Origin of the sequence: Paenibacillus sp. OK003 (assembly GCF_900109515.1) — a bacterium.
In the GTDB taxonomy this organism is placed as follows: domain Bacteria; phylum Bacillota; class Bacilli; order Paenibacillales; family Paenibacillaceae; genus Paenibacillus; species Paenibacillus marchantiae.
Genome location: NZ_FOBD01000024.1, coordinates 13,754 through 36,722, shown reverse-complemented (window position 1 = coordinate 36,722; position 22,969 = coordinate 13,754). Strand labels below are relative to the sequence as shown.

Annotated in this window: 24 protein-coding genes and 1 pseudogene; 8 read left to right on the top strand and 17 right to left on the bottom strand. The window is 46.0% G+C overall.

The annotated features are described in order from the left end of the window. Positions 1-93: 93 nt before the first annotated feature. The gene (locus tag BMW94_RS27025) at positions 94-1,893 is read right to left on the bottom strand and encodes a M3 family oligoendopeptidase (RefSeq protein ID WP_091001806.1); all 1,800 of its coding nucleotides are present in this window, start codon (positions 1,891-1,893) and stop codon (positions 94-96) included. 118 nt (positions 1,894-2,011) lie between these two features. On the opposite strand from BMW94_RS27025, the gene BMW94_RS27020 reads away from it, so the two are divergent. Continuing rightward, a complete protein-coding gene (locus BMW94_RS27020; RefSeq protein WP_064506463.1) occupies positions 2,012-2,182 on the top strand; it encodes a YycC family protein in 171 nt (56 codons plus the stop codon). Next, positions 2,179-2,412: a hypothetical protein gene (locus tag BMW94_RS27015; RefSeq protein WP_063566143.1), complete on the top strand. Its 234-nt coding sequence runs from the start codon at positions 2,179-2,181 to the stop codon at positions 2,410-2,412. Before BMW94_RS27020 ends, BMW94_RS27015 begins: the two co-directional genes overlap by 4 nt. A gap of 17 nt (positions 2,413-2,429) precedes the next feature. On the opposite strand, the gene BMW94_RS27010 is transcribed toward BMW94_RS27015, so the two are convergent. Together BMW94_RS27010 and BMW94_RS27005 are read right to left on the bottom strand one after the other, a co-directional pair. Further along, the gene (locus BMW94_RS27010; RefSeq protein WP_091001805.1) at positions 2,430-3,161 is read right to left on the bottom strand and encodes a DUF2225 domain-containing protein; all 732 of its coding nucleotides are present in this window, start codon (positions 3,159-3,161) and stop codon (positions 2,430-2,432) included. A gap of 36 nt (positions 3,162-3,197) precedes the next feature. Further along, positions 3,198-3,575 (bottom strand): globin domain-containing protein, encoded by a 378-nt coding sequence (locus BMW94_RS27005; RefSeq protein ID WP_024634405.1) that lies wholly within the window; start codon positions 3,573-3,575, stop codon positions 3,198-3,200. Between the two features lie 562 nt (positions 3,576-4,137). Between BMW94_RS27005 and ylbJ the strand changes: the two genes are divergently transcribed. Next, on the top strand, positions 4,138-5,391 hold the full coding sequence (gene ylbJ, locus BMW94_RS27000; RefSeq protein ID WP_091001804.1) for a sporulation integral membrane protein YlbJ: 1,254 nt from the start codon (positions 4,138-4,140) through the stop codon (positions 5,389-5,391). Between the two features lie 104 nt (positions 5,392-5,495). After that, positions 5,496-6,299: an NAD kinase gene (locus BMW94_RS26995; RefSeq protein ID WP_091001803.1), complete on the top strand. Its 804-nt coding sequence runs from the start codon at positions 5,496-5,498 to the stop codon at positions 6,297-6,299. A gap of 29 nt (positions 6,300-6,328) precedes the next feature. Here BMW94_RS26995 and BMW94_RS26990 read toward each other — a convergent pair whose 3' ends face one another. Together BMW94_RS26990 and lipA are read right to left on the bottom strand one after the other, a co-directional pair. After that, complete coding sequence (locus BMW94_RS26990) at positions 6,329-6,712, bottom strand: YutD family protein (protein ID WP_254790387.1); 384 nt, start codon at positions 6,710-6,712, stop codon at positions 6,329-6,331. 14 nt (positions 6,713-6,726) lie between these two features. Further along, positions 6,727-7,626, bottom strand: coding sequence for a lipoyl synthase (lipA, locus tag BMW94_RS26985; RefSeq protein WP_091001802.1), 900 nt, complete (start codon positions 7,624-7,626; stop codon positions 6,727-6,729). Between the two features lie 203 nt (positions 7,627-7,829). On the opposite strand from lipA, the gene BMW94_RS26980 reads away from it, so the two are divergent. Then, entirely contained in the window at positions 7,830-8,900 is a 1,071-nt protein-coding gene (locus BMW94_RS26980; RefSeq protein ID WP_091001801.1) for a M23 family metallopeptidase, read from the top strand. A gap of 122 nt (positions 8,901-9,022) precedes the next feature. On the opposite strand, the gene yunB is transcribed toward BMW94_RS26980, so the two are convergent. The 4 genes from yunB to zwf form a co-directional block, all read right to left on the bottom strand. Continuing rightward, positions 9,023-9,898, bottom strand: coding sequence for a sporulation protein YunB (gene yunB, locus BMW94_RS26975; RefSeq protein ID WP_175480869.1), 876 nt, complete (start codon positions 9,896-9,898; stop codon positions 9,023-9,025). Between the two features lie 206 nt (positions 9,899-10,104). Next, positions 10,105-10,749 (bottom strand): fructose-6-phosphate aldolase, encoded by a 645-nt coding sequence (fsa, locus tag BMW94_RS26970; protein WP_024632668.1) that lies wholly within the window; start codon positions 10,747-10,749, stop codon positions 10,105-10,107. A gap of 86 nt (positions 10,750-10,835) precedes the next feature. Further along, positions 10,836-11,729, bottom strand: a complete 894-nt coding sequence (gene gnd, locus BMW94_RS26965) for a phosphogluconate dehydrogenase (NAD(+)-dependent, decarboxylating) (RefSeq protein ID WP_091001800.1) — start codon at positions 11,727-11,729, stop codon at positions 10,836-10,838. Positions 11,730-12,122: 393 nt separating this feature from the next. After that, positions 12,123-13,577 carry a glucose-6-phosphate dehydrogenase gene (gene zwf, locus BMW94_RS26960; protein ID WP_091001799.1) on the bottom strand — a complete coding sequence of 485 codons (1,455 nt, stop codon included), beginning with the start codon at positions 13,575-13,577 and terminating at the stop codon, positions 12,123-12,125. A 415-nt stretch (positions 13,578-13,992) separates the two neighbouring features. Between zwf and BMW94_RS26955 the strand changes: the two genes are divergently transcribed. Continuing rightward, complete coding sequence (locus BMW94_RS26955; RefSeq protein ID WP_024632671.1) at positions 13,993-14,313, top strand: winged helix-turn-helix transcriptional regulator; 321 nt, start codon at positions 13,993-13,995, stop codon at positions 14,311-14,313. A gap of 43 nt (positions 14,314-14,356) precedes the next feature. Here BMW94_RS26955 and BMW94_RS26950 read toward each other — a convergent pair whose 3' ends face one another. Continuing rightward, complete coding sequence (locus BMW94_RS26950) at positions 14,357-14,752, bottom strand: helix-turn-helix domain-containing protein (protein ID WP_139209438.1); 396 nt, start codon at positions 14,750-14,752, stop codon at positions 14,357-14,359. A gap of 559 nt (positions 14,753-15,311) precedes the next feature. Here BMW94_RS26950 and BMW94_RS31400 point away from each other — a divergent pair. After that, positions 15,312-15,419: pseudogene (locus tag BMW94_RS31400) on the top strand (hypothetical protein); the annotation flags it as partial. 164 nt (positions 15,420-15,583) lie between these two features. On the opposite strand, the gene BMW94_RS26945 reads toward BMW94_RS31400, so the two are convergent. The 5 genes from BMW94_RS26945 to BMW94_RS26925 all read right to left on the bottom strand — a co-directional run bounded on the left by BMW94_RS26945 (position 15,584) and on the right by BMW94_RS26925 (position 19,605). Continuing rightward, a complete protein-coding gene (locus BMW94_RS26945) occupies positions 15,584-16,345 on the bottom strand; it encodes a DUF3600 domain-containing protein (RefSeq protein ID WP_091001797.1) in 762 nt (253 codons plus the stop codon). Continuing rightward, complete coding sequence (locus BMW94_RS26940; protein WP_175480868.1) at positions 16,332-16,922, bottom strand: sigma-70 family RNA polymerase sigma factor; 591 nt, start codon at positions 16,920-16,922, stop codon at positions 16,332-16,334. The genes BMW94_RS26945 and BMW94_RS26940 overlap by 14 nt, the downstream gene beginning before the upstream one ends. Positions 16,923-17,089: 167 nt before the next feature. Continuing rightward, positions 17,090-17,689: a PBECR4 domain-containing protein gene (locus BMW94_RS26935; protein WP_091001796.1), complete on the bottom strand. Its 600-nt coding sequence runs from the start codon at positions 17,687-17,689 to the stop codon at positions 17,090-17,092. Between the two features lie 361 nt (positions 17,690-18,050). Further along, the gene (locus BMW94_RS26930; protein ID WP_091001795.1) at positions 18,051-18,839 is read right to left on the bottom strand and encodes a TrmH family RNA methyltransferase; all 789 of its coding nucleotides are present in this window, start codon (positions 18,837-18,839) and stop codon (positions 18,051-18,053) included. A 103-nt stretch (positions 18,840-18,942) separates the two neighbouring features. Next, positions 18,943-19,605 (bottom strand): potassium channel family protein, encoded by a 663-nt coding sequence (locus tag BMW94_RS26925; RefSeq protein WP_091001794.1) that lies wholly within the window; start codon positions 19,603-19,605, stop codon positions 18,943-18,945. 184 nt (positions 19,606-19,789) lie between these two features. Here BMW94_RS26925 and sspI point away from each other — a divergent pair, with 184 nt between their 5' ends. Then, positions 19,790-20,023, top strand: coding sequence for a small acid-soluble spore protein SspI (gene sspI, locus BMW94_RS26920; protein WP_024634144.1), 234 nt, complete (start codon positions 19,790-19,792; stop codon positions 20,021-20,023). A 220-nt stretch (positions 20,024-20,243) separates the two neighbouring features. Here sspI and BMW94_RS26915 read toward each other — a convergent pair whose 3' ends face one another. Together BMW94_RS26915 and BMW94_RS26910 are read right to left on the bottom strand one after the other, a co-directional pair. Beyond that, complete coding sequence (locus BMW94_RS26915; RefSeq protein ID WP_091001793.1) at positions 20,244-21,044, bottom strand: hypothetical protein; 801 nt, start codon at positions 21,042-21,044, stop codon at positions 20,244-20,246. A 245-nt stretch (positions 21,045-21,289) separates the two neighbouring features. Beyond that, positions 21,290-22,873, bottom strand: a complete 1,584-nt coding sequence (locus BMW94_RS26910; RefSeq protein ID WP_091001792.1) for a peptide chain release factor 3 — start codon at positions 22,871-22,873, stop codon at positions 21,290-21,292. Positions 22,874-22,969 lie beyond the last annotated feature (96 nt).

Genomic DNA, 22,969 nt, shown 5'->3' with positions numbered 1-22,969 from the left:
TTTAGCGAGCGTCTACCTTTTAAAAACACAAAAAGGGCCGCAACCCCGTATGCATTTACACAGGATTGCAGCCTTATTTCATATATAGGAATACTATTTTGCGGATTCTGTCATCTCAAGAAATTGATCAATATCGGCAATAACCAGGTTCGCTGCATTTTGCCAGAAATCCGGTTGTGTGAGATCTGTACCCAGATGTTTCTGAGCCAGTTCCTCTACCGTCATTCGGCCTGTATCTCGCAGCAAATCATCATATTTATCGGCAAATGCCGTGCCTTCCTCCTGCGCTCTGGCGTAGATGCCTGCACTGAACATATATCCGAACGTATACGGGAAGTTGTAGAATGGTACACCTGTCAGATAGAAATGCAGCTTGGAAGCCCAGAAATGCGGATGATCAGATGCAAGCGCACCACAGAACGCTTCTTGCTGTGCTTCCACCATCAGTTTGGACAACTCATCTGCATTCACCAAACCTTGTTTGCGTTGCTCATAGAACCGATTTTCGAACAGGAAACGAGCGTGAATATTCATAAAAAATGCAACGCTTCGTTGAATCTTGTCTTCGAGCAGAGCAAGCTTCTCTTGCTCATCCGTTGCTGCCTGAACCAGTGCATCAGCTACAATCAACTCAGCAAAGGTAGATGCCGTTTCCGCCACATTCATGGCGTAGCGTTGATTCAAGGCCGGCAGTTCTTCCATAATGTGCTGATGATATCCGTGACCAAGTTCATGGGCAAGTGTCGACACATTCGACGGCGTCCCAGAGAAGGTCATGAAAATACGTGTTGCTTTGCTGAGTGGCAAGGACGTACAGAATCCCCCTGGACGCTTGCCAGGACGGTCCTCTGCTTCGATCCAACGTTTCTCAAACGCCATCTCTGCAAATTTGGAAAGTTTGGGACTGAACTTGGCGAATTGATCAACAATATTGATGGCTGCCTCGTCATAGGTGACTTTTCCACCCGACTTGCCTACAGGTGCATCCACGTCACTCCAGCTGAGCTTCTCTACACCAAGCAGTTTCGCCTTGCGCTCCAAATATCGAACCAACGCAGGTTTGGCACCGTTAATTACGTCCCACATCGTATCAAGCGTCTGACGCGACATCCGGTTGATCGCCAAAGGTTCCTTGAGAATATCATCCCAGCCGCGCTTCTCATACAATTTGAGACGGAAGCCTGCGAGGTGGTTTAATGTATCTGCGCAGAAGTCTTCGACATCCGTCCAGGCTTGTTCCCATTTAGCGAATACAGTCTCGCGGACATTCCGGTCACTGTCGCTCAACTTATTGGCAGCCTGACCTGCGGACAACATTACCGTTTCACCATTTTGCTCAAATGGAATGTTAACCTTGCTTACAATGGTGTTATAGAATTTGCCCCACCCATGGTAACCATCTACACCTAGATCCAGCGCAAGACCTTCAAGTTCAGGTGAAAGTTTCTCACGAGCTTGCGTGCGACTCTCGTTCAGTGCAAAGGCAAGCGGCTGAATATCTTCCCGAGCAATCCATGCTTCCCATACAGAGTCTGTCGTCTGGCTAAGCGTATTATCGAATTGGGACTTGGTACTGTTAAACATCGCAGAAAGAGAACTAATGGTTCCCTGAAGCTGAACTGCCTTTTTATCCTTTTGGTTTTGTGAAGAAAGACAGGACACAAATGCGGAACCTTCCGAAATTCGGATATAACAGCTCTGAAGCAGTTCAAGGATCGAATCAAACGCATTCGTTTCTTCAAGCGATTGGGGTGCAGGTGTTTCTTTCAAAAGAGCTTGCAGCTTGCGTACATCCTGCTCCAGCTCAATCAAATACGCAGCGAACGACTCGGAGGCAGAACCTCCACTAAAAATGGACTCCAGATCCCAGACGGGTTGTAATGGTGTTTTCATTTGAATAAGGCACCTCTCTCAGTAGAATGGATAATTAACCTTGAATTAGAACTGGTTTTATAAGCGCTATATCTCTATACTAGAGAAATAGTTTAAGCTATTTTCAGGAGGTAATCGTATGAAACCTTTACAAGTCTCGGCTGACACAGCCGTCAAATTAGCAGAATCTCTAGGTGTTCCCCTCGAACATCTGATGCATATGCCGCAGCATATCCTGATGCAGAAAATCGCCGAGTTGGCCAAAGAAGAAGCGGCTAAACCTGCCTCTACAGAAGGCGAGCAAGAATGATCCCCTTTGAGAACAGCTGGCCTTACGATATTGTAATGGGGGACATTTATGTACAGCAATGTCCGTACTGCCATGCAAACAATGTACTGCTGCCGCTCAAACCGAAGGAGCTTGTACGCATTCGCGAAGGCAAAAAGAAATTACTGGTCTTTCCTTGTTGTAATGCCAGCATGACCGTGATCGACAATGATAGTGATTACCTGCTATCCAGTCGTCCTGTCCGCAATTAGAGAACAACTGTCACTTATCAAATGGGGCTGCGTTTCGCAGCCTCTTTGTCTGCTTCAATCATTTCATCTGGCAATTCCAGCTTGCTCGATATCATCTGTTCCCGCAGTAATGCCCACTGCTCTCGCGAAGCACGAATCATGGCAGCATCGGTAATGCGCTTGTCATGAATAACTCTGCCGAACCATTTTACAGCCTCATGGAATCGCCCTACCCTGCGGTTCAACTCTCCCAACAGATAAAGAAGCTTGGCTTCATTCCCTCCAGTACCTTCCCGTTCATAAACCTTTACATAAGCCTCAAGGCTAAATTCAAGAAAACGGTTTTCCTGGGTATGATCCTCCATGTAACGATACAGCCAGGCGATATGATGCAGCAGACCCGCAACGACACGATCTTTCTCCTGAATAACCTGCGCGCACAGCAGTCCAAGCTTGTACGAATCCATCGCCTGTTCCAGTGTCCGCGCTCCGCTATAGTCTCGTTTCACCCAACGATTGCCGATCTGCTCCTTGAAAGCCTTGCGCTGTTTATCGTTTAATTGTTCCGTCGAATTCTCCGTCGAAGCGAATCCACAATCCGGACAGATTCGAACAACATAGAAATCTGGATTTTCCCGCTTGTAGTACGCGCAAAAATCGGAATCCGTCCGGTATGGCCGTTTCAAGCTTGGTCTTACGCGTGAGGTATCATACTCGGTCTCGCAATAATGACACTTCACCTTTACCTTATACAGAGGCTCTAATTCCACTCATTCCATCCCTCTCCCACAAGCTTGTAATCGGAACTAAGGTGTATTTACAAAATGATGTGCTGGCCCCGACAATCGCTGCAGAACGAAAGAATGCAACGGCTCTTCCACACCAACTTGCGTCAACGCCTGATCCATACATGCCAGCCAAGCTTCTGCCCGTTCAACCGTCACTTCAAAGTGCATATGGCGGGCACGCATCATCGGATGACCAAAAGCCTCGGAAAACAATGCAGGACCACCGAAGAACTGAGACAAAAACATGTATTGCTTGTCGATTACCGGCTGAATATTCTCCGGAAAAAGAGGTGCCAGCTTCTCATTCTGCTGAACAATCGGATAAAAAGCTTCAACCAGTGCGCGAACGCCTGCCTCTCCACCAAGATTGTCGTAGATGCTCAAACTAGGATTCATTCCGCTTTTCCCTCCTTTCAGGTGTCGAATTTTGACATATATTACACTCCCATGCTTAATTATGAAAGGAGAATGAAGAACAAGGCCACGAACGCCTTGTTCTTCATTCTATCAAAAAAATCCCAAAAGTCCTATATAACATGAAAGGGTTATGGTCCCACATAGCCATGGCTCAAACAGGTCTATCTCATACTGAAGGCACAAAAAAAGCGCCAAACAAGAGGTTTGGCGCACCAGATATTTCATTAATAACTTCGCCAGTCCTCTTCTTCAGAGCGCACAAGCGAGGCACGTATAACATAAACAAAAGCACAAACCAGGATTCCGGTGACAAGACTCATAATCATCACTCCATCCGATTTAATTCCACCTTCTACATGATTAGGTGACGTTCAGGCGTTTTTATCATTTTAGCATAGATCTCTTAAAAACACAGCCATTTTTGCAAGCGCTTTCTAAACATTAATTTGTACTGTTTGTCCGCTTTGTCTCATATATTGATGGCAACAACACCCGCGATCTGCTGCACACTGACCATTTCAAAAATAAAGGAGAAGAATTCATGGCCGCTTCACAACGAATCACCCATGTCCTGATCCCACTAGCTCTCCTGATCCTGTGTGTGCTGATAGTGCTGTTTCCTGCGGAAACCTGGCATGCAAGTGTACGTGGACTATCCATTTGGTGGGACGTGCTTTTTCCCTCCCTTTTTCCCTTTCTGGTGTTATCCGAGCTGCTTCTCGGCTTCGGTATTGTTCATTTTTTGGGTACGCTCTTGAATCCACTGATGCGTCCACTATTTCGCGTTCCCGGAAGCGGGGGCTTTGTATTTGCTGTCAGTTGTGCTTCCGGTTATCCCACTGGAGCCAAATTGACTGCCCAATTGTGGGAACAAAAATTGCTTACTCGGGAAGAAGGTGAACGCCTCGTTGCTTTCACCACATCATCCGATCCTATCTTCATGATTGGAGCCGTATCGGTCGGTTTTTTTCATAATGTAGCTATTGCTCCCATACTGGTCACATCGCATTATGGTGCTGCATTTCTTGTGGGCCTGCTCATGCGGTTCCATGGCGGCATCTCAGCAAAGGATAAAAAGTCGATCAACGACTCTCCCTCCGCTTCTGAAGGGGTACACAGGAACAGACTGCTCCGAGCCATATATGCCATGCACGAGGCAAGAAAGGCTGATGGACGGGCATTTGGTGAATTGCTGCGCCAGGCCGTCTCCTCATCCCTTCGCCTTATTATTATCGTAGGAGGGTTAGTTGTATTCTTCTCCGTTATGATGGAGTTACTCGTTCAAACTGGATGGTTAGGCGGGTTATATGCCATTACGGAACAACTGCTTCTATATACGGGATTCCCCCCTGCCTTATCCCACAGTCTCGTAGGCGGGTTATTCGAAGTCACTTTGGGAGCCAAAGAAGCAGGAGGGGCGGGCATATCCATTCCGCTCGTGTACAAAGCTGCTGCTGCTGCTTTCGTCCTCTCCTGGGGGGGATTATCCGTTCATGCCCAGATTATGAGTGTTCTTAGCAACACTCCAATGAGATATGGCCCCTTTCTGTTTGCCAGAGCAATCCATGCTCTCATTGCACCCATACTTGTACTTTTGTTATGGCTGCCGTTGATGGGTGGATCAGAATGGCCTGTTTGGTTCCAAACGGGTGCCAAGCCAGAATTATTTTCGTACACACCAGACTGGGGACAGATCCTGTTTTCGGGAATCGGTATTCTTGGAGGCGTATTACTTTTACTGCTGCTGCTTTCTCTACTAAGTCCCTTTTTCTTACCCCGACGTATGAAAAAATAAGCCATTTTGTGCGTTCATATTCAACCGAATATTAATCCAACGTTGTGTTCTTCCCTGGAATTGATTATCATCGGTAGTATAATGACCACAAAGGAGCTTTCATCTTGAGATACTATGTTCAAGACCGCGGAGACCAGTTATCGATTGATCTCAGTCAGCAGTTTCATGCGCTGGCCAAAGAGGAAGGGTTTAAGCTGGATGCAGAATCGCCGGAGATTGTTATCTCCATCGGAGGCGATGGTACGATGCTGCAAGCATTTCACAATTTCATCGACCGCATCCCGGACATTGCTTTTGTTGGGGTTCATACAGGCCATCTCGGCTTTTATGCCGATTGGAAGAAGGAAGAATTACAGGAACTGGTTCGATTGATGAGCGGCAAAGGCGACCCGGAACGACTCAAACCCCGGATTGTGGAGTATCCGCTGCTGGAGCTTGAGATTCGTAAAAAGTCGGGCAACACCTCCTATATCGCACTCAACGAATTTACGTTAAAAGGTGTAGACGGTACAGTCGTTGCTCAGGTCGACATTAATGACGTGACGTTTGAGATGTTCCGGGGAGACGGTATCTGTGTATCCACCCCTTCAGGCAGTACGGCATACAACAAGGCGCTTGGCGGCGCCATGGTGCATCCAACGATCGAGGCCATTCAAATCGCCGAGATTGCTTCGATTAATAACCGCGTTTATCGGACGCTGGGTTCACCGGTTATTTTGCCCAAGCATCATCACTGTGATATCTTCTCACGCAAGGATCAGCGGTTGCTGCTTACCATTGACCACGTAAACGTTATGGTGGAAGATCTCATATCCGTACGCTGCCAGGTGGCCCGTCACAAGGTCAGTTTTGCCCGTTTCCGGCCCTATCCGTTTTGGAACAGAGTTCGCACAGCTTTTTTGGACTAAAATATACGCAACAAAAAAAGCGGTCCTTCTCAGGAACCGCTTTTTGCTTTGGCTTGAGGCTGATCTTTGCTCTTCTGAAGCACAAAGTACGCACAGCCAAAATTGCAATATTCATTGATATAGTCCACCATGCTGGAGATCGTGGAATCCTTCGTTGCTTTGGGATGATTGTCCCGGTAAAAACCTTTCAACCGCAGTTGGCTGTAACCCCAGTCCCCAATAATGTAATCGTACCGCTCCAGCACTTCGCTGTAACGGTCACGGAAAACTTCAGGGTTCCAGCCTTCTTTGTGGTTCTGCACGATTTCGTAATTCTTTCCGCCGATTTGAACAATAACCGGTTCATGGGGTTTGTCCTGTACAGGCTCCTGAACCGATTCCTGAATCTCTTCTGAACCTTTTTCTTCTTCCAAACCTGTCTCCTCCATTATGCGTGAGATGCCGCCTTTTCAGTATTTTTCGCAGCAGATTTCACTTGTTCATGGGCATGGTAGGAGCTACGAACCATAGGTCCGGATTCGACGTGGCTGAATCCACGCTTCAGTCCTTCCTGCTTCAACGATGCGAACTCTTCTGGCGGATAATACTTCTCTACAAACAGATGTTTCTCTGATGGCTGCAAGTATTGACCAATCGTCATAATATCACAATCCACAGCGCGCAGATCATCCATCGTTTGCAGAATTTCATGATATTCTTCCCCTACACCAAGCATGATGCTCGATTTCGTCGGGATATTTGGCTGCATTTCCTTGGCACGAGCAAGCAGTTCGAGTGAACGCTTGTATTTCGCCTTGGCACGGACTCTGTCCGATAGCCGCTCTACTGTCTCGATGTTATGATTCAAGATATCCGGTTTGGCATCCATCACAATCTGCAAGGAATCCCGGTCACCCAAAAAGTCCGGAATCAATACTTCTACGCTACATAAAGGCAAACGACGACGAACGGCCTTCACCGTCTCCGCAAAGATCGTCGCTCCTCCATCCTTCAGGTCGTCACGCGCCACGCTCGTAATTACGCAGTGCTGCAGATTCATCTGTTCTGCCGCTTCTGCCACGCGTTCTGGTTCCTGCAAATCAAGTTCCGTTGGCAAGCCAGTATTTACCGCGCAAAAACGGCATGCCCGTGTGCAAATGTCGCCCAAAATCATAAAAGTAGCCGTCCGATTAGCCCAACATTCGTAAATATTCGGGCAGCGTGCTTCCTCACATACTGTATGCAGCGTTTTGGAACGCATCATCGTTTTCATTTCCTGATAGTTATCGCCGGTTGTCAATTTGATCCGAATCCAGTCCGGTTTCGGTTCTTTAACACGTTTAGCCAATGCATAAACCTTCTTTCTACTGAAGTTAGGCTGTTGCTCGGAACATATTATACCATGAAAGCGCTGGAAAAACCCCCATTTGTCACATCTTGTGCATTCATGTCTTACATGGATAAAATGAAGACTTTTGAAGAACGCTAGGTTATAGCTTGGTTCACCGGGCACCATGTGCATCATCTCATTGGAAAGGGGGCTGCTTCCCTGTGCAAGATCGCTTTACATCGCGGTTAACGTATTCCTTTTGGATCAAAACATTGCTTGCAGGCACACTGCTTCTCCCATTCTTGCCTGTTGATGTTTACGGTGAACCCACCGCCGCTGATTCCAAACCTCAGGCTGTAGAGCAAAAACCAGCGGACATTTTCGCTTCGCGCCGACATCTATATGAAAGCATTGGTCAGATGACCCAAATTCCCTGGTACAGGCTCGCAGCGATTGATCAATATGAACGAACCATCTCGCGTGCTCATCCGAAAGATCGTAAACATCCGGATCGGCTGACCGGCATATTCATGACCTCTCCAGCCTGGAGAGGCTGGCTAAATCCGGATGAGACGGATCAACACCCGGGTTCCATTGTCTTTTTCAATGGGTATGGTCGTGATGGTTCTGGTGATGGTGTAGCAGATGCCAATAATGACCTCGACGTACTTTACAGCATGGCTTCCATTATTCAGAATTATGGGACCAAGCAGGAGGATTTCAACATCGCTCTATGGGAATATTATCATAACTCCAGGGCGGTGCAGCGCATTCAACAATTTGCGAAATTATATGAGCATTTTGACAGCCTCGATCTCTTTGGTCACGCTTTTCCCGTCCCTCTCGGAACCAACTATTCATATCGCAGCACCTGGGGAACCAAACGCAGTTGGGGTGGGTACCGTATTCATGAAGGCACGGATATTTTTGCACCACATGGCCTGCCTGTGCGCAGTACCTGTTACGGTGTCGTTGAAATCAAAGGCTGGAATCCGTTTGGCGGCTGGCGGATCGGTATTCGTGATCTGAACAACCATTACCACTACTACGCTCATCTATCTGGCTTTGACAAAAACGCCCATATCGGTGAAGTGGTTACCCCTGGTCAGGTTTTGGGCTGGGTGGGCAGTTCGGGGTATGGAAAACCAGGTACACAAGGCAAGTTTCCGCCTCACCTGCACTATGGCATTTATCGTGACAGCGGGCTGAATGAATGGTCGTTCGATCCTTACCCTCATCTGAAGCATTGGGAGCAGGAAGAACGTAAAGAGAAGAAAGCCAAAAGCAAATGAGGCAAAATGAGGTTGGAATAAAGGATAAAAAGTATCTACTTAGTATTCAGATGAATTTTAATACAAAGCGGGACCTCTATCTTAGGGGTCCCGTTTTGTATTCGATATTTACCTTTGATTCATTAGTGGTTCACTTCCACGTCAAGCTTCAATCCCTCGTTGGGATCAGACAAATCCGGCTCAACCTCCAGTCCATTTCCGTTCAGACCGTTTGCTGGAGCCTGCTGCTGATTGGGAGAGGTTGAATTAGGCGTTCCTCCATGACCACTCGAAACACCCGTCTGACCCGATGGCAGTGCAATTGCAGGTGCATTACTGCCGTTGCTGCCCACCGGCTTGCCCTGATTATCGTAGTAGTACATCGGCACATCCCCGACCACCAACAGGTAAGATATCGGAATTTCCGTATCGACGGTCTCAGGTTCCATGTCAAAGGGCACCACTACCGCGACTTCGGCAATGATGTGAATGTACACTTCCACCAGAATCATGTTGATGCCGGCATTCTGCTGACGGGTGTTCAGATCTACCTTGACGGCTCCCTGAGGCTCAATACGAACCGGGATACTTGGACCAAAGGATGCCAGTACCGGACTGCCCAACGCTTGCCCCAGCGGAATTTTTTCTTTTAACATATGCACGTTCTGCAAAGTGGATTGCACGATGTTCATCGTACTTGCAGTGATCCGCATGTGCTCATCGTAATTCAGCATGAATCCGGACACTTTCCCAGCCGTATCCGTTTTCCAGTCAATCAATCCTTCGGTGGATTTGCCTTCGGAAACCTGTGCTGTAATCGCCTTGTTGATCGCTTCCGTTGCGATTTGCTTCACTCTGATTTTGGCAAGGTGCATAATGGGCGGTTTCATTTTCTTATCGACATAGGCAAAACCCTGCATCAAACAAAACGCTGATACCAATAAAATAATCAACCAAATTTTGCGCCTGCCACTTGGCGGCTTGCGGCGTCTTCGGCTTCGCCATCGTCTCCTCATCATCGGGCGTCCCTCCCCTGCGGGATGAGCTATAGGCTATATACTATCCTTATGCACTGTTGTCCCGAAAAAGAAGGACAGCACCTGCTCGTACGGGGATATCATCACTTACAACTAAAAAAGCCTTCCGCCAGCAGATTTTGTCTGCAAGACGGAAGGCTTTTTAATGGAATATGGCTCTGAGGAATCAGATCCCTGTCCACATTTTATTATTTCGGAACGGACTCCCAATCTTTCAGGAAGCGCTCAATGCCGCTGTCTGTCAGCGGGTGTTTCCACAATGTTGGCAGGAGCGAACCCGGAATGGTCGCGATATGCGCACCGGAAAGAGCTGCATCCTCCACATGTTTGATATTACGGATGCTTGCTGCAATAATTTCGGAAGGCAAATCATACGTATCGAGAATGAGACGCAGATCGCGAATCAGCTTCATACCATCCACCGCAATATCATCCAGTCGGCCAACAAATGGACTGATGTAGGTTGCGCCAGCTTTCGCCGCCATCAGACCCTGTGCTGCAGAGAAGATCAGCGTTACATTGGTTTTAATTCCTTTTTGGGTCAGTTCATGACAAGCATAGAGTCCATCTTCGGTCATCGGTAGTTTAATCACTACATTCGGTGCCCATTCTGCAATTTCATAAGCTTCCTTCAACATATCCTCTGCTTTAAGTCCGATCACTTCAGCACTGACCGGGCCTTTAACAACGCCACAGATCTCCTGAATCACTTCTTTAAATACGCGACCTTCTTTGGCAATCAAAGACGGGTTGGTCGTGACTCCATCCACCAGACCCAGACGTTCGATCCGTTTGATTTCTTCAACATTACCTGTATCCAAGAAAAATTTCATGATATGTTCCCTCCACTTGATGAATTGGTAAACAACTATACTCATCATTACCCAATCATCCGTATATGTTAACAGTTATATATGAATTAATTTTTTTCTACTGCGTGGCCGCCAAATTCATTACGCAATGCTGCGACAACTTTACCTGTGAACGTGTCTGTTTCCAGGGAGCGGTAACGCATCAACAGGGACAACGCGATAACTGGCGTAGCAGTTTGCAGGTCAAATGCTGTTTCAACCGTCCAACGTCCTTCACCGGAAGAATGCATAACGCCTTTGATTTCGTCCAGGTTAGCATCTTTGGAGAATGCACGCTCTGTCAATTCCATCAACCAAGAACGGATAACGGAACCGTTGTTCCATACGCGAGCAACTTGTTCGAAGTCGAAATCGAAGCCGCTTTTCTCCAAAACGTCGAATCCTTCACCGATGGAAGCCATCATACCGTACTCGATACCGTTGTGAACCATTTTCAAAAAGTGACCGCTACCCGCTTTACCTGCATACAGGTAACCATTTTCAACGGAAGTATCTTTGAACGCAGGCTCAACTACTGCCCAAGCTTCAGGATCGCCACCGATCATGTAACATGCGCCATTACGTGCGCCTTCCATACCGCCGGATGTACCAGCATCCATGTAGTGAATGCCTTTAGGTTTCATTTCTTCGTAACGACGGATAGACTCTTTGTAGTGCGAGTTACCCGCTTCGATGATGATGTCGCCTTTGGACAACAGTGGGCTCACTTCAGCCAGTACAGCGTCAACCACGTTGTGAGGAACCATGATCCACAATACACGTGGGGATTCAAGGGAAGCCACCATTTCTGTATAAGAAGATACGCCTGCTGCGCCGTATTCTTTCATTTCATTAACAGCTTCAGCGTTAAGGTCAAAAGCAACCACTTCATGTTTGTGGTCAATCAGGTTTCTACCCAGGTTCAATCCCATTTTACCTAATCCAATAAGTCCAAGTTTCATTGCTAAGTTCCTCCTGTTATGAACAATGTTTAAATTTCATCTTTGTGCAGAGCACCAGACTACATTCCCGTTTCGCTGCAACCGCTCCGGTTACGGATCGTTCTTTCGATCGCTGTTGTATCCAAATTTCTTTTCATCAGCCTTTAAATTGATGAAATTTGGATACAAAGGCGAACGCTTCGCTTCTACAGAATCGATTCCGTCCCCTACACTACGTCGCTACTTAGGCAAATCAAGTGCGTCGGCCATCTATATTTAAAAATTTTCGCGGCCTTCCGGGTATTACCGGAAGGACTTATGCAAAATTGGAACGGTGTACTTCATAAAAATTTGTATTTATCGAGCAGAATAAATTGTAGTGTTCTCTTCTCTGATGCTGCTCTTACATTACTTTTACCACCAACGGTAGCCGTTCTCTGCAATCAGACGATCTGCTGACTCCGGTCCTTGCGAACCTGCACTGTACGTATCGAGTGGCACACTGCCCTCCTGGAATGCTTCCAAGATCGGCTGTACCCATTGCCAAGCCAGTTCAACTTCGTTCCAGTGAGCAAAGAATGTAGAATCTCCACGCATCGCGTCAAAGATCAGGTTTTCGTAAGCTTCCGGAATGTTGCGTTCACCTGAGTTAAAGCTCATATGCATCGGTTCCACTTCGCCTTGGTTAAGTGGGTTTTTCGCATTTAATTGAAGCGAGATGCTTTCTTTCGGACCAATTTCAATCGTTAGCAGGTTAGGCTCTGTTGTATTTTCGGATTCATGACCTGTTTTCAGTGGAGCCTTGAATTCAACAACAATTCTGGTTGATTTTTCAGCCAGGCGTTTGCCTGTACGAATGTAAAATGGAACTTCACTCCAGAATGGATCATCGATCCACAGTCTCGCGGCAACATATGTTTCATTCTGAGAACCAGCTGGAATGTCAGGCTCGTCCAGATATCCAACAACAGAAGTACCTTGCAGCTCACCTGCTGCGTATTGGGCACGAACAACTTCGGAAGCAATATTCTCTTTCGTCAATGGACGAAGAGCTTCAGCGATCTTCTGCTTTTTGAATTGAATTTCTTCCGGTGTGCAGCGTTTTGGCAAATGCAAACCAATCATCATCAGCAACTGAAGCATATGGTTTTGGAACATGTCACGAAGGGCACCGCTTTGGTCATAATACGCGGCACGTTCTTCAACACCAACTGTTTCACTTGCTGTAATCTGTACGTTGGCAATGTAACGGTTGGACCACAAAGCCTGAATAACCGGATTCGCGTAAGTGAGGGTTTCAATATTTTGAACCATCGGTTTACCAAGGAAATGGTCAATACGGTAAATTTCTTCTTCCGCAAAGGTATTACTGAGTTTTTCGTTCAGATCACGAGCCGATTGCAAATCATGTCCGAATGGTTTTTCGATAATCAGTTTCTTCCAGCCTTTAGTGCTACCCAGGCCACTTTCTTGAATGTTTAATGCGATTGGCTCAAAGAATTCCGGTGCCACCGACATGTAGAACATGCGGTTTTCGGGAATGTTAAGCTCTTTTTCACGCTGTTGAACCAACTCCAACAGTTTAGTGTAATCTTCAAGCTTCGTATTATTTAAAGAACAATAACGGAAAGCTCCAATGAAATCACGAACCTGAGATGCTTCTTCCGGCGTCTGACGTGAGAATTCATGCAGTGACTTTTCAACATTCACCTGGAAGTCCGTATCCGACAATTCACGTCGTCCCAATCCGATAACGGAGAAGGATTTCGGCATTTTCTGATCCATGTACAAGTTATATAATGCAGGGTAAATCTTGCGTTTGGCTAAATCGCCTGTTGCCCCGAACAGGACAAATGTCATTGCATCCATTGGAGTGCCTCCTGTGATCTGTGCAGTATAGTATATGATGTTGCAAAATGTTCAAATCCAAGCATGACAAAAGACGGAATTAGTGGGGGAGTTCCCCGCCTTACCTCCGCTTGTGTATCTGACCTGAATTAAACATGGAACATTCCTTCTCTCCACAACCTTAATCAAGGTTATAAATTGTAACCAATTGAATTGACGTTTCCCATCTTACACCTGTCGTCACAATTCGTCAACAATCGTGTCCAACCTGTGAACACCAGTGTTTATAGGGTTTTTATTTAATGTTAACGCTTTATGTGGTAACATTAAGAACAATTGGTATGTGACATTTTACACATAGGGCATGTGGACACTCAGGTTACAATAAGTATACTAATGCTATAATAAGCATAACTAAATCAAAGGAGCACTATTTATGAGCGATGATGAGAATGCCAAGCAAATATGCGAAAAGGTGGAACAGTCTTATCAGATCATTGGCCGGAAATGGGTAGCCCTCATTATTCATACATTGATGGAAGAACCCAAACGATTCAGTGAAATTCACGCTTATATTCCGGACCTGAGCAAACGGGTACTTAATGAACGGATGAAGGAACTGGAGGAAGAGGGACTTGTCGTCCGTCATGTGGTTACGGAACGCCCTGTTAGGACAGAATATATGTTGTCACGAAAAGGCACAGAGCTGGGGCGCGCATTAAGCGCCGTGGAACGGTGGGCCGATAAGTGGCTGTAGCTGACGATACTTTTAATAACATCAGCAGTTACTTTCATGTTATTTAATATCTGCTGCTGCGTTCAAAATACTGCCAATACTGTAGCGGAGTCGTTCCCGCCGAATTGCGAAATAATTGAATGAAATAAGATCCATTGGGAAATCCAGCTCGTCTGCCAATATCTTCAACGGAAAGAGTTGTCGTTTCCAGCAGAAGATATGCCTGCTTGAGTCTTCGGGCGGTGACGCAGTCCGTAATACTGCTTCCTGTTTCTGGCTGAAAGATACGGGAAGCATAAGACTTGGATAAATGAATATCATTCGCCATATGATCCAGTCTGATTTCATCTATGTAGTGCTCTTCAATCCAATGCATCATCTTCTCCGCATGTCTTAATTGACGTGATTCGACCAAGTGTGTTTGCCTCGCATGTTCCTCCTGCTCCATAGATGAACTCAAATCCAAAACCTGCTGTTGATTCCTATCTTTCCACAACCTCGAAAAAAAGCACGGCGGTCCGGGAACGCTTCCAAATATCGTTCCATTACAATGGGCTCTACATAGAAAATATTCCTTTCATACGGTGTATCTGGATGAACCTCGGTTAAACGCGATGAAGATTCGGGGTTGGTCTTATAAATTAGTGCTCCGAAATTTCATTCCACGACCATGCCTCGTCCTGGTATATTTTCTATCATAACATATTGTACATAATCCACAGCATACCCGGCTAGAAATCTGAAACCAACCAATCAGTGTTGATGTTATCATACTTCCCATCATCACCGTCTAAATGAGGACATGTATCTCCAATGTTTTTTTCATCTCTGGCAATTTGTTTTCCAGCTTCTGCATGACAGCCTGCCAATATGTCGTAGTTACGTCGGATTCTGCCTTGTCCATGAGATAACCTACTTAGGGTTAATTAGAGAAGCCACTCTTCCCATCCACCAGAAGGGGTGATCCTGTCTCTACGGCGTTTAGCACATTCTCCACTTGCCGTGCATGACCCACATGAATAACATCCGGTAAGTCGTCAGCAACCCGTATTCGTCATGCTTGTGTATTACTCACAGGTACAGCATATACTATTCCGAAAATTGGCCACCGTGTAGGCATGTCCAGCCCGTCTTACTTTTGCAAATTCTTCCGCAATGCAACAGACACCCCGCCGCATCAGTATCGACTGAAAGTACAGGGGAGATTAAAAGGTCAGGAAGGTCATCCAATAAAAAAAGGAGCAAAAGGTATGGCATCCTTTCGCTCCTCAGCTCCTGAACACTACTTAAGCTACTCCCCCGGTTTGCGTACATCCAGTCCCAACTTCTCCAAGAAGGGAAAAATCTGCTCACGTACCTGCTTCAGTTCTTTCTTCTGCTCCGCAGACAATCGTTCTTCATGGATGTTCCCATCCTGATCCATCACCATGGCTTCATAGTGCTTCATCTGTTCATACAACGATTTGAACTCGGTAAACTGCTCCTTGGAAAACTTCGTCTCTGCCATTGCTAGCTGTTCCTTCCAAAATTGCTCCTGGTCCAAAGGTTCTTTTGGAGAGTCTACACTTGCTGCTTCCAGCTTTTTAAAAAACGGTTCCAGTTCTGCAGTAAGACGATTAAATTCCGTCTGTTCTGTGACACTCCATTGCTCAGGATGCATCTCTCCCTGTTGATCCGCATACTTCAAAGCCATTTGCCCCATTTGCTTCATCAGATCCATAAATTGAATGAATTCCTCCTCACTTAAATGTGCTTTGGCTGTCTGGAGCTTCTCTTCCAGTCTCATATAATCCTCCGATGTTCCACCCACCGCTGATATATTTTCCTGTGAACCATACATTTCGTTAGCCAAATAGGTATACCCCGCATAGGCTCCAGTAGGGATGATGAGCACAGCAGCCAGCAGCACAGTAACCAGCCATTTTTTTTGATTTTTTTTAAAACGTGATTCACTTCGAATAGCATGCAAGATTTTATGTTTTGTTCTATCAGAAATGTTCCAGTCTTTGGTCTCTTCCTTGTAGGTTGTTCGCAGCTGTTCATCGAGATTCATGCAAATCCTCCACCTTTCCCCGAATCCCTAGGTCCAACTTCTGATTCTGCCTCAGCTTGGTTAATGCCGCATGAATACGAGATTTCACCGTTCCTAGCGGAATGTCCAATATGCATGAAATCTCCTCTTGCGTATACTCGTTCAAATAGTGAAGAGTGATGGCCTGCTGGAGCTTGTATGGCAAGCGGTGCACCTGTTCAAGCAAAGGACGATTTGCCAGTTTGTTGATTAAGTCACCGGAAAAATCATACTCCAGCCCCGTATCAGACTTCTCCAGCCGCTTGCTAAAACGAAATTGTGTCATCCGTCTGCGCCGGTAACTTCGAACCTGCCGCATCGTCACACCCATTAACCATGGACGAAACGCTCTCTCCGAATCGTAACGCTCCAAGGAACGGTAAGCCTGAATATAGATTTCCTGTACCAGATCTTCCGCGTCAGATGAGTCACGAATCAGAAAACGGACAGTGCGATACACATCCATCACCGTTAGCTCATATAACTCTCCGTATGCTTCGTAATTGCCAGTCCGGGTTAATTCCACAAGTTTTATGTACTTTTCTGCCTCACTCATCATCCATCCCCTTCCTCCTTACACTATATATTGGCATACCAGCTCCATATCGTTCGATTTATTTATTTCAAATTTCCAGAACATAAAAAAAGCTCATTCCTCACTCGCCGTTCGAGTTGGAATAAGCTGATTTTTTTGTTCCATTCTATATTATAAAAAATATAAGTTCTTTATTGCCATCCGTCCCCAAATGGTAATTCAATAATTTCTTTTACCCCTATCCGTTTTTTTGGTGGTAGCTGCCTATTTATTTCGATAGAAACAGGAGCAAAGCAATTTGGGTATCCATCCTTTACAAGGCGAAGTTTAAGTTGAACAAACATTTTTCCATACTGTTTATTTGATACCTGCCAATTGGCCCTAGCTTCGTTTTCTCTAGGATCTAATTCAATGAATGTGGGTTTCGCTATATCACAATTTACAATTTGATGAATCAAAGGGAGTGAGGTCATCCTATACTTAAACTTCTCGTATGAACCTACATTCATTTGTTTTAAGGATTCTAAAGTTATTTGTCCGTTTATCATACCTCGATGTGCGATTAATGACTTACCTGCCTGACCATTAATAAATTTATGTATTGCCATTAGATGAGGTAATGTTCCCTCTTCAAAACGGATTCTTATCTCGCCTACCTTATGCTTCACTCTAAATAAAAATTGTTTGTTCATTAAATGTTCCTCATAAAACAAAGCTATTGTTTGTAATGAGAGGTCTTCCGGCTCTGGAATATAATCTATTGTAAGTAAATCAGAAACAGATAATGACACAATATTATCTCCTAATAATGAGAAACGACCTTGATATGATCAAGGTCGTTTCACGAAAAGTAATCCGGCAACGGCAGGGTACCTTCTCCCTGCGGGATGGACCAAGTCAACACAACGCCCAATTGCGTAGGTTGTGACGTAGATACGCCTTCATTGTTTTACACTCCATTAAATGGATAGTGCCGCCCGGCGCGGTACGCAAAGTGCCGGCAAAGATACTGCCTTTCGCGTATTTTTCAGTAGTCACATTAAATATGTGCTACACTTATATTATACCCATTTAACCCTCAAATGTATACACAAGTTTACATTTTCTTAAAATTATACACAGTACTTGAATAGAAATTTCAATTTTCTTCTCCTACACCATCCGCTGCCTCATCGCCTCAAACAGCAAAATCGTTGCCGCCATTGCCGCGTTAAGCGATTCTGCCTGTCCTTGCATCGGGATCGTAATCGCATCATCCACCAAACGTGCCGTAGCGTCTGAGATACCTTTACCTTCGTTGCCAATCACAAGCCATACCGATTGTGTAAAATCATAACTGTAGCACGAATACTCTGCCTGCAAAGACGTACTAACCAACTTCACGCCCGCAGCCTTCGCTTCGGGAAGCAACGACTCCAACTGGCCCTCCACAATGGGCAAATGAAACAATGACCCCATCGTCGAACGAATCGTCTTAGGGTTATACACATCAGCACAGCCCGCGCCAAGTACAACTCCAGCTGCACCAGCTGCATCTGCACTACGAATAATGGTTCCCACATTACCGGGGTCCTGAACATTGTCCAATACCACGACCAGCCCCTTGGAAGAAGACAACAAGCTTTGAAGCGCCTCAAGACCTTTATGTACAACGGCAAAAACAGGTTGGGGTGTCATCGTATCCGTACACTTGGCGATAACCGCTGGAGATACACTGATCCATTCCACACGCTGAAGTGGAGCCTCCAGTCCAGCCAGTTCCTTGGGTACACCCTGCTCCCCATCGTAAACGATGCATTCCAGATCTGCCCCGGCACGCAGCGCTTCCTGTACGAGATGAATACCTTCAATAATATATTTATGTTGACGGTTACGGTGCTTTTTCTCCAGCAGCTGTGCCCATTCCTTCACACGTGTATTTTGCGGTGATACAATATCCATCTTTCCATCCTTCCCGTCTGCGGGATTTTTTATCAACATATTACATGACGTATTAAGATTTTTCGACCAAAGATTGCTCCATCATCCCATCACATTATACTTATCACTTTGGATACGCAAGCTCCATTTTCGTCAAATGGTCCTTGTGACCAACAATGATCAGCACATCCCCGTCCGAAATCCGATCCTCCGCATACGGAGAGATATTCATCGAATTCCCACTCCGGATCGCCATCACGTTACACCCAAAACGTGCACGAATATTTAGCTCCAGCAGATTTTTACCAATCATTTGCTCGGACGCTCTCATCTCCAAAATGCTGTAATCCTCAGATAACTCGATGTAATCGAGAATGTTTGGAGATGTCAGATGATGGGCTACGCGTAGTCCCATATCCCGCTCAGGATAAATTACCTTGTCCGCTCCGATCTTCTGCAATACTTTACCATGAAGCTCATTTTGTGCTTTTACAATCAGAACAGGTACACCCATATCCTTCAGAATAAGGGTCGTGAGAATACTCGACTGAATATCTTCACCAATCGCCACAACGACGACATCAAAATTCCGTATGCCCAGCGCACGAAGCGCTTCTTCGTCCGTCGAATCTGCCGATACGGCATGAGTCACCACATTGGACATTTCCTGGGTCCGCTGCTCGTCCGCATCAATGGCCAGTACGTCGAATCCCATGCCGCTCAGCGCATTGGCTACACTTGATCCGAACCGTCCCATGCCAATGACGGCATATTGTTTTTTTGCCATTAGGGTCTAACCTCCCGCTGCACTTCAGCATTACGCATCTATTGGTAGTCCATTTTTCAATTAAAGGGTGAATGTTTACTTAAATATCCTTCGTAGTATACCACAAAGCCCAATAAACTTGAATGCGCTCACGCTTCCCAGGGAACAGTATTAGAGCAGCCGAATATACGAGGAGGGACTTGCGATGCCCATTACATTAAGCCTGCGTGAAGCGATTGTTCATAAGGTTCATGATAAAAGTGATGATCAGCTCCGGGAGATGATCGAAGGTTCTGTAGATGGACCGGAAGCAGCATTACCCGGACTTGGTGCCATTTTCGAAATGATCTGGAAGAACACGGAACCTGCCAAGCAGGAAGAATTAATTCAAATCGCGCAGGAGCATCTGCACACCATTCCCGTTCAACCCATCAGTTAACTGAAGTCTTGGAGGGAAAGGTACCATCATCACGTTGTTCTGTCTGCAAAGAAGGATTTTGGCTCATTGGTCAGGATGATGCCTTGCTCGAAGAGCAAGGCAATTATCCCCATTAGACTAATTGGGCTCCTCAACCAAACAAGGTACAGCCACTGAGCATAACTCAGGAGACTGTACCTTGTTTGTGTATACCCGTTGTTTTAGAAAAGGAAAACGCCGTTCAATTAAACAATTTGGCGATTTTATCAAACAATGCCGATATTTCTTCATCTCCAGCAGTGGATGTGTCCGTATTCCCCCATGCATTCTTAAGTGCAGCCAGCAGATCATTCTCTTCATCCTCACCCGAAGAGGAAGCCCCTGTTCCCGAGCTGGAAATGAGATTTTGCAACTCACTCAGCAAGGATTTCTTCTCATCAACAGTAAGCTCATTGTTCATTGAGCTATCTTGGTTCTGCTCGTTAGAATTCTCTTGAATATTCCATGCAAATGGCGGCATAATCCCACCCATCGCTTGCATCATTGGAGGTGTTCCATTGCGTTCCGAGCGCGATGAATCATTGGTAGGCGGAGGTTCAGGGCGCTGGCTTTGCATGATTTCAGCTACCTGGTCAAACAGATCGGAGATATCCTCGTCCGATGCTGCTGAAAAGTCCTGACCAGATAATAATTCAGATATTGAAGCCAAAGGGCTCGCCGTGCTGCCACCAATCTCATTGGTTGTTGCTGAAGCATCTGAAGAAGCCAGATAACTTTGCAGATCAGATAACAGTGATTTCTGTTGATCCGTAGTCAGTACAAACATGTCCTCGCTTGGATTGAAGGTTCTGCTGTAATTTTCTGTTGGGAGTGAAGCCTGTACTCCACCGGCATATTCTGCAAATTCTTTGCTTAATTCAAGTGAATCAGCGGCTTTTTTTTGTGCAGTGTTGTAGTCCAGGCTATTTAACTTGTTTTCGTTTGCCTTTACTGAATGATCATAGGACGTGGTAATTGAATGCCTGTTAATGGATAGTGACAAAATAGATCTCCTCTCTCTGTGTACATAAATGAGTAGCGGTACCGTACACTCCACTTTCATCGGCAGCCAAACTGAATTTAACCTGAGAGCAGACTGAATGATGACTGAATGTTATTCCCTTTTTCTCCTATGCGGCGGAAACCTTAATGATATAAAACCCGGAAACGACAAAATGACCTAAACCCCTCAGATCAGGGTTTAGGTCATTTGCTTCTGCTGTCTTTACTATTTTAGAAATAAACGACTTATGGAGCTGTCTCCAGGAATTTAGCCGTTGGGTTTTTGTCCATTGCGGTTCTCATCGCGTATTCATTTTCGAACAGGACTACATAATTGCCCTTTTTATCTTTCACCAGAGCGGAGTTGATCCGGAATTTACTTGGGTCCAGATTCTCGTCCACGATCCAGCGAGCAAATTGATAAGGCATGCGCTGTAACTGCACGTCTACCCCGTACTCGCCTTTCATCCGGTATTCAAATACCTCAAATTGGAGCTGACCCACAACGCCCAGCAATGTCTCGTCGAAGCTAACCGTGTTGAACACCTGAATCGTACCTTCCTCGGTCAACTGGTCAATCCCTTTTTGGTACTGTTTATGTTTCAATGCATTTTTAACCGTAACTTTCGCAAAAATCTCTGGTGAGAACGTCGGCAGTTCATCAAAAATAACCTCGCTACCTTGGCTCAATGAATCGCCAATCCGGAAGATACCCGGATCGAACAGACCAATAATATCGCCTGCATAAGCCTCTTCTATAATATCCCGATCCTGTGCCAGAAATTGCTGAGGCTGCGAAAGTTTAATTTCTTTGCCCACACGATTATGCTTCACGCTCATACCACGTTGGAACTTACCGGATACAATTCGTAGGAATGCGATACGATCCCGGTGTGCCGGGTTCATGTTCGCCTGGATTTTGAAGACATAACCGCTGAATTTCTCATTCGTTGGCTCAATCTCACCCGCTGTACTGCGACGTGGTTCCGGCTTCGGTGCGAGCTGCAAGAAGTTCTCAAGGAACGTTTGCACGCCGAAGTTATTGATGGCACTGCCGAAGAATACAGGTGTCAGTTCACCGCGTTGTACCTTCTCCATGTCGAACTGGTCTCCTGCAACATCCAGTAGCTCCAGGTCCTGACACAGCTGATCATGCAGATAATCCCCTGCCATCTCACGAATGATCGGATCTTCGTATCCATCCACTTTTTGTACTTTAATCGTGGAGTGATCGTCCCCTTGGAACAATTCCACCTGATTTTTCATCCGATCGTAGACGCCGCATAGCTCACGACCTGTACCAATCGGCCAGTTCATTGGTACGGAGCGAATACCCAGTACGTTTTCGAGTTCTTCCATCAGATCAAATGGACTTTGTCCTTCACGGTCCAGCTTGTTGATGAATGTAAAGATCGGAATACCACGCTTCGCACAAACCTGGAACAGTTTAATGGTTTGTGCCTCAACACCTTTAGCCACGTCAATCAACATGACCGCGCTATCGGCAGCCGTCAGTGTACGGTACGTATCTTCACTGAAGTCTTGGTGACCCGGTGTATCCAAGATGTTGATGCGATGACCCAGGTAATCAAACTGCATTACGGAGGAAGTTACCGAGATCCCCCGTTGTTTCTCAATTTCCATCCAGTCACTTGTTGCATGTTTGCTTGCTTTCCGAGCTTTGACTGTACCGGCAAGACGAATCGCGCCCCCGAACAGCAACAGTTTCTCGGTCAATGTCGTTTTACCCGCATCCGGGTGAGAGATAATGGCAAACGTCCGGCGTTTGTCCACTTCCTGTTGAAGAATGTTATCTGCAGCTTTGCTCATAGATTCTATCCCTTTCGTCCGTTCATTCACGTTAATCCGGCAAGGCCGGTCTACCATTCAATCTTTATGCAATCCGGCTATGCCGGTTGATTGTAC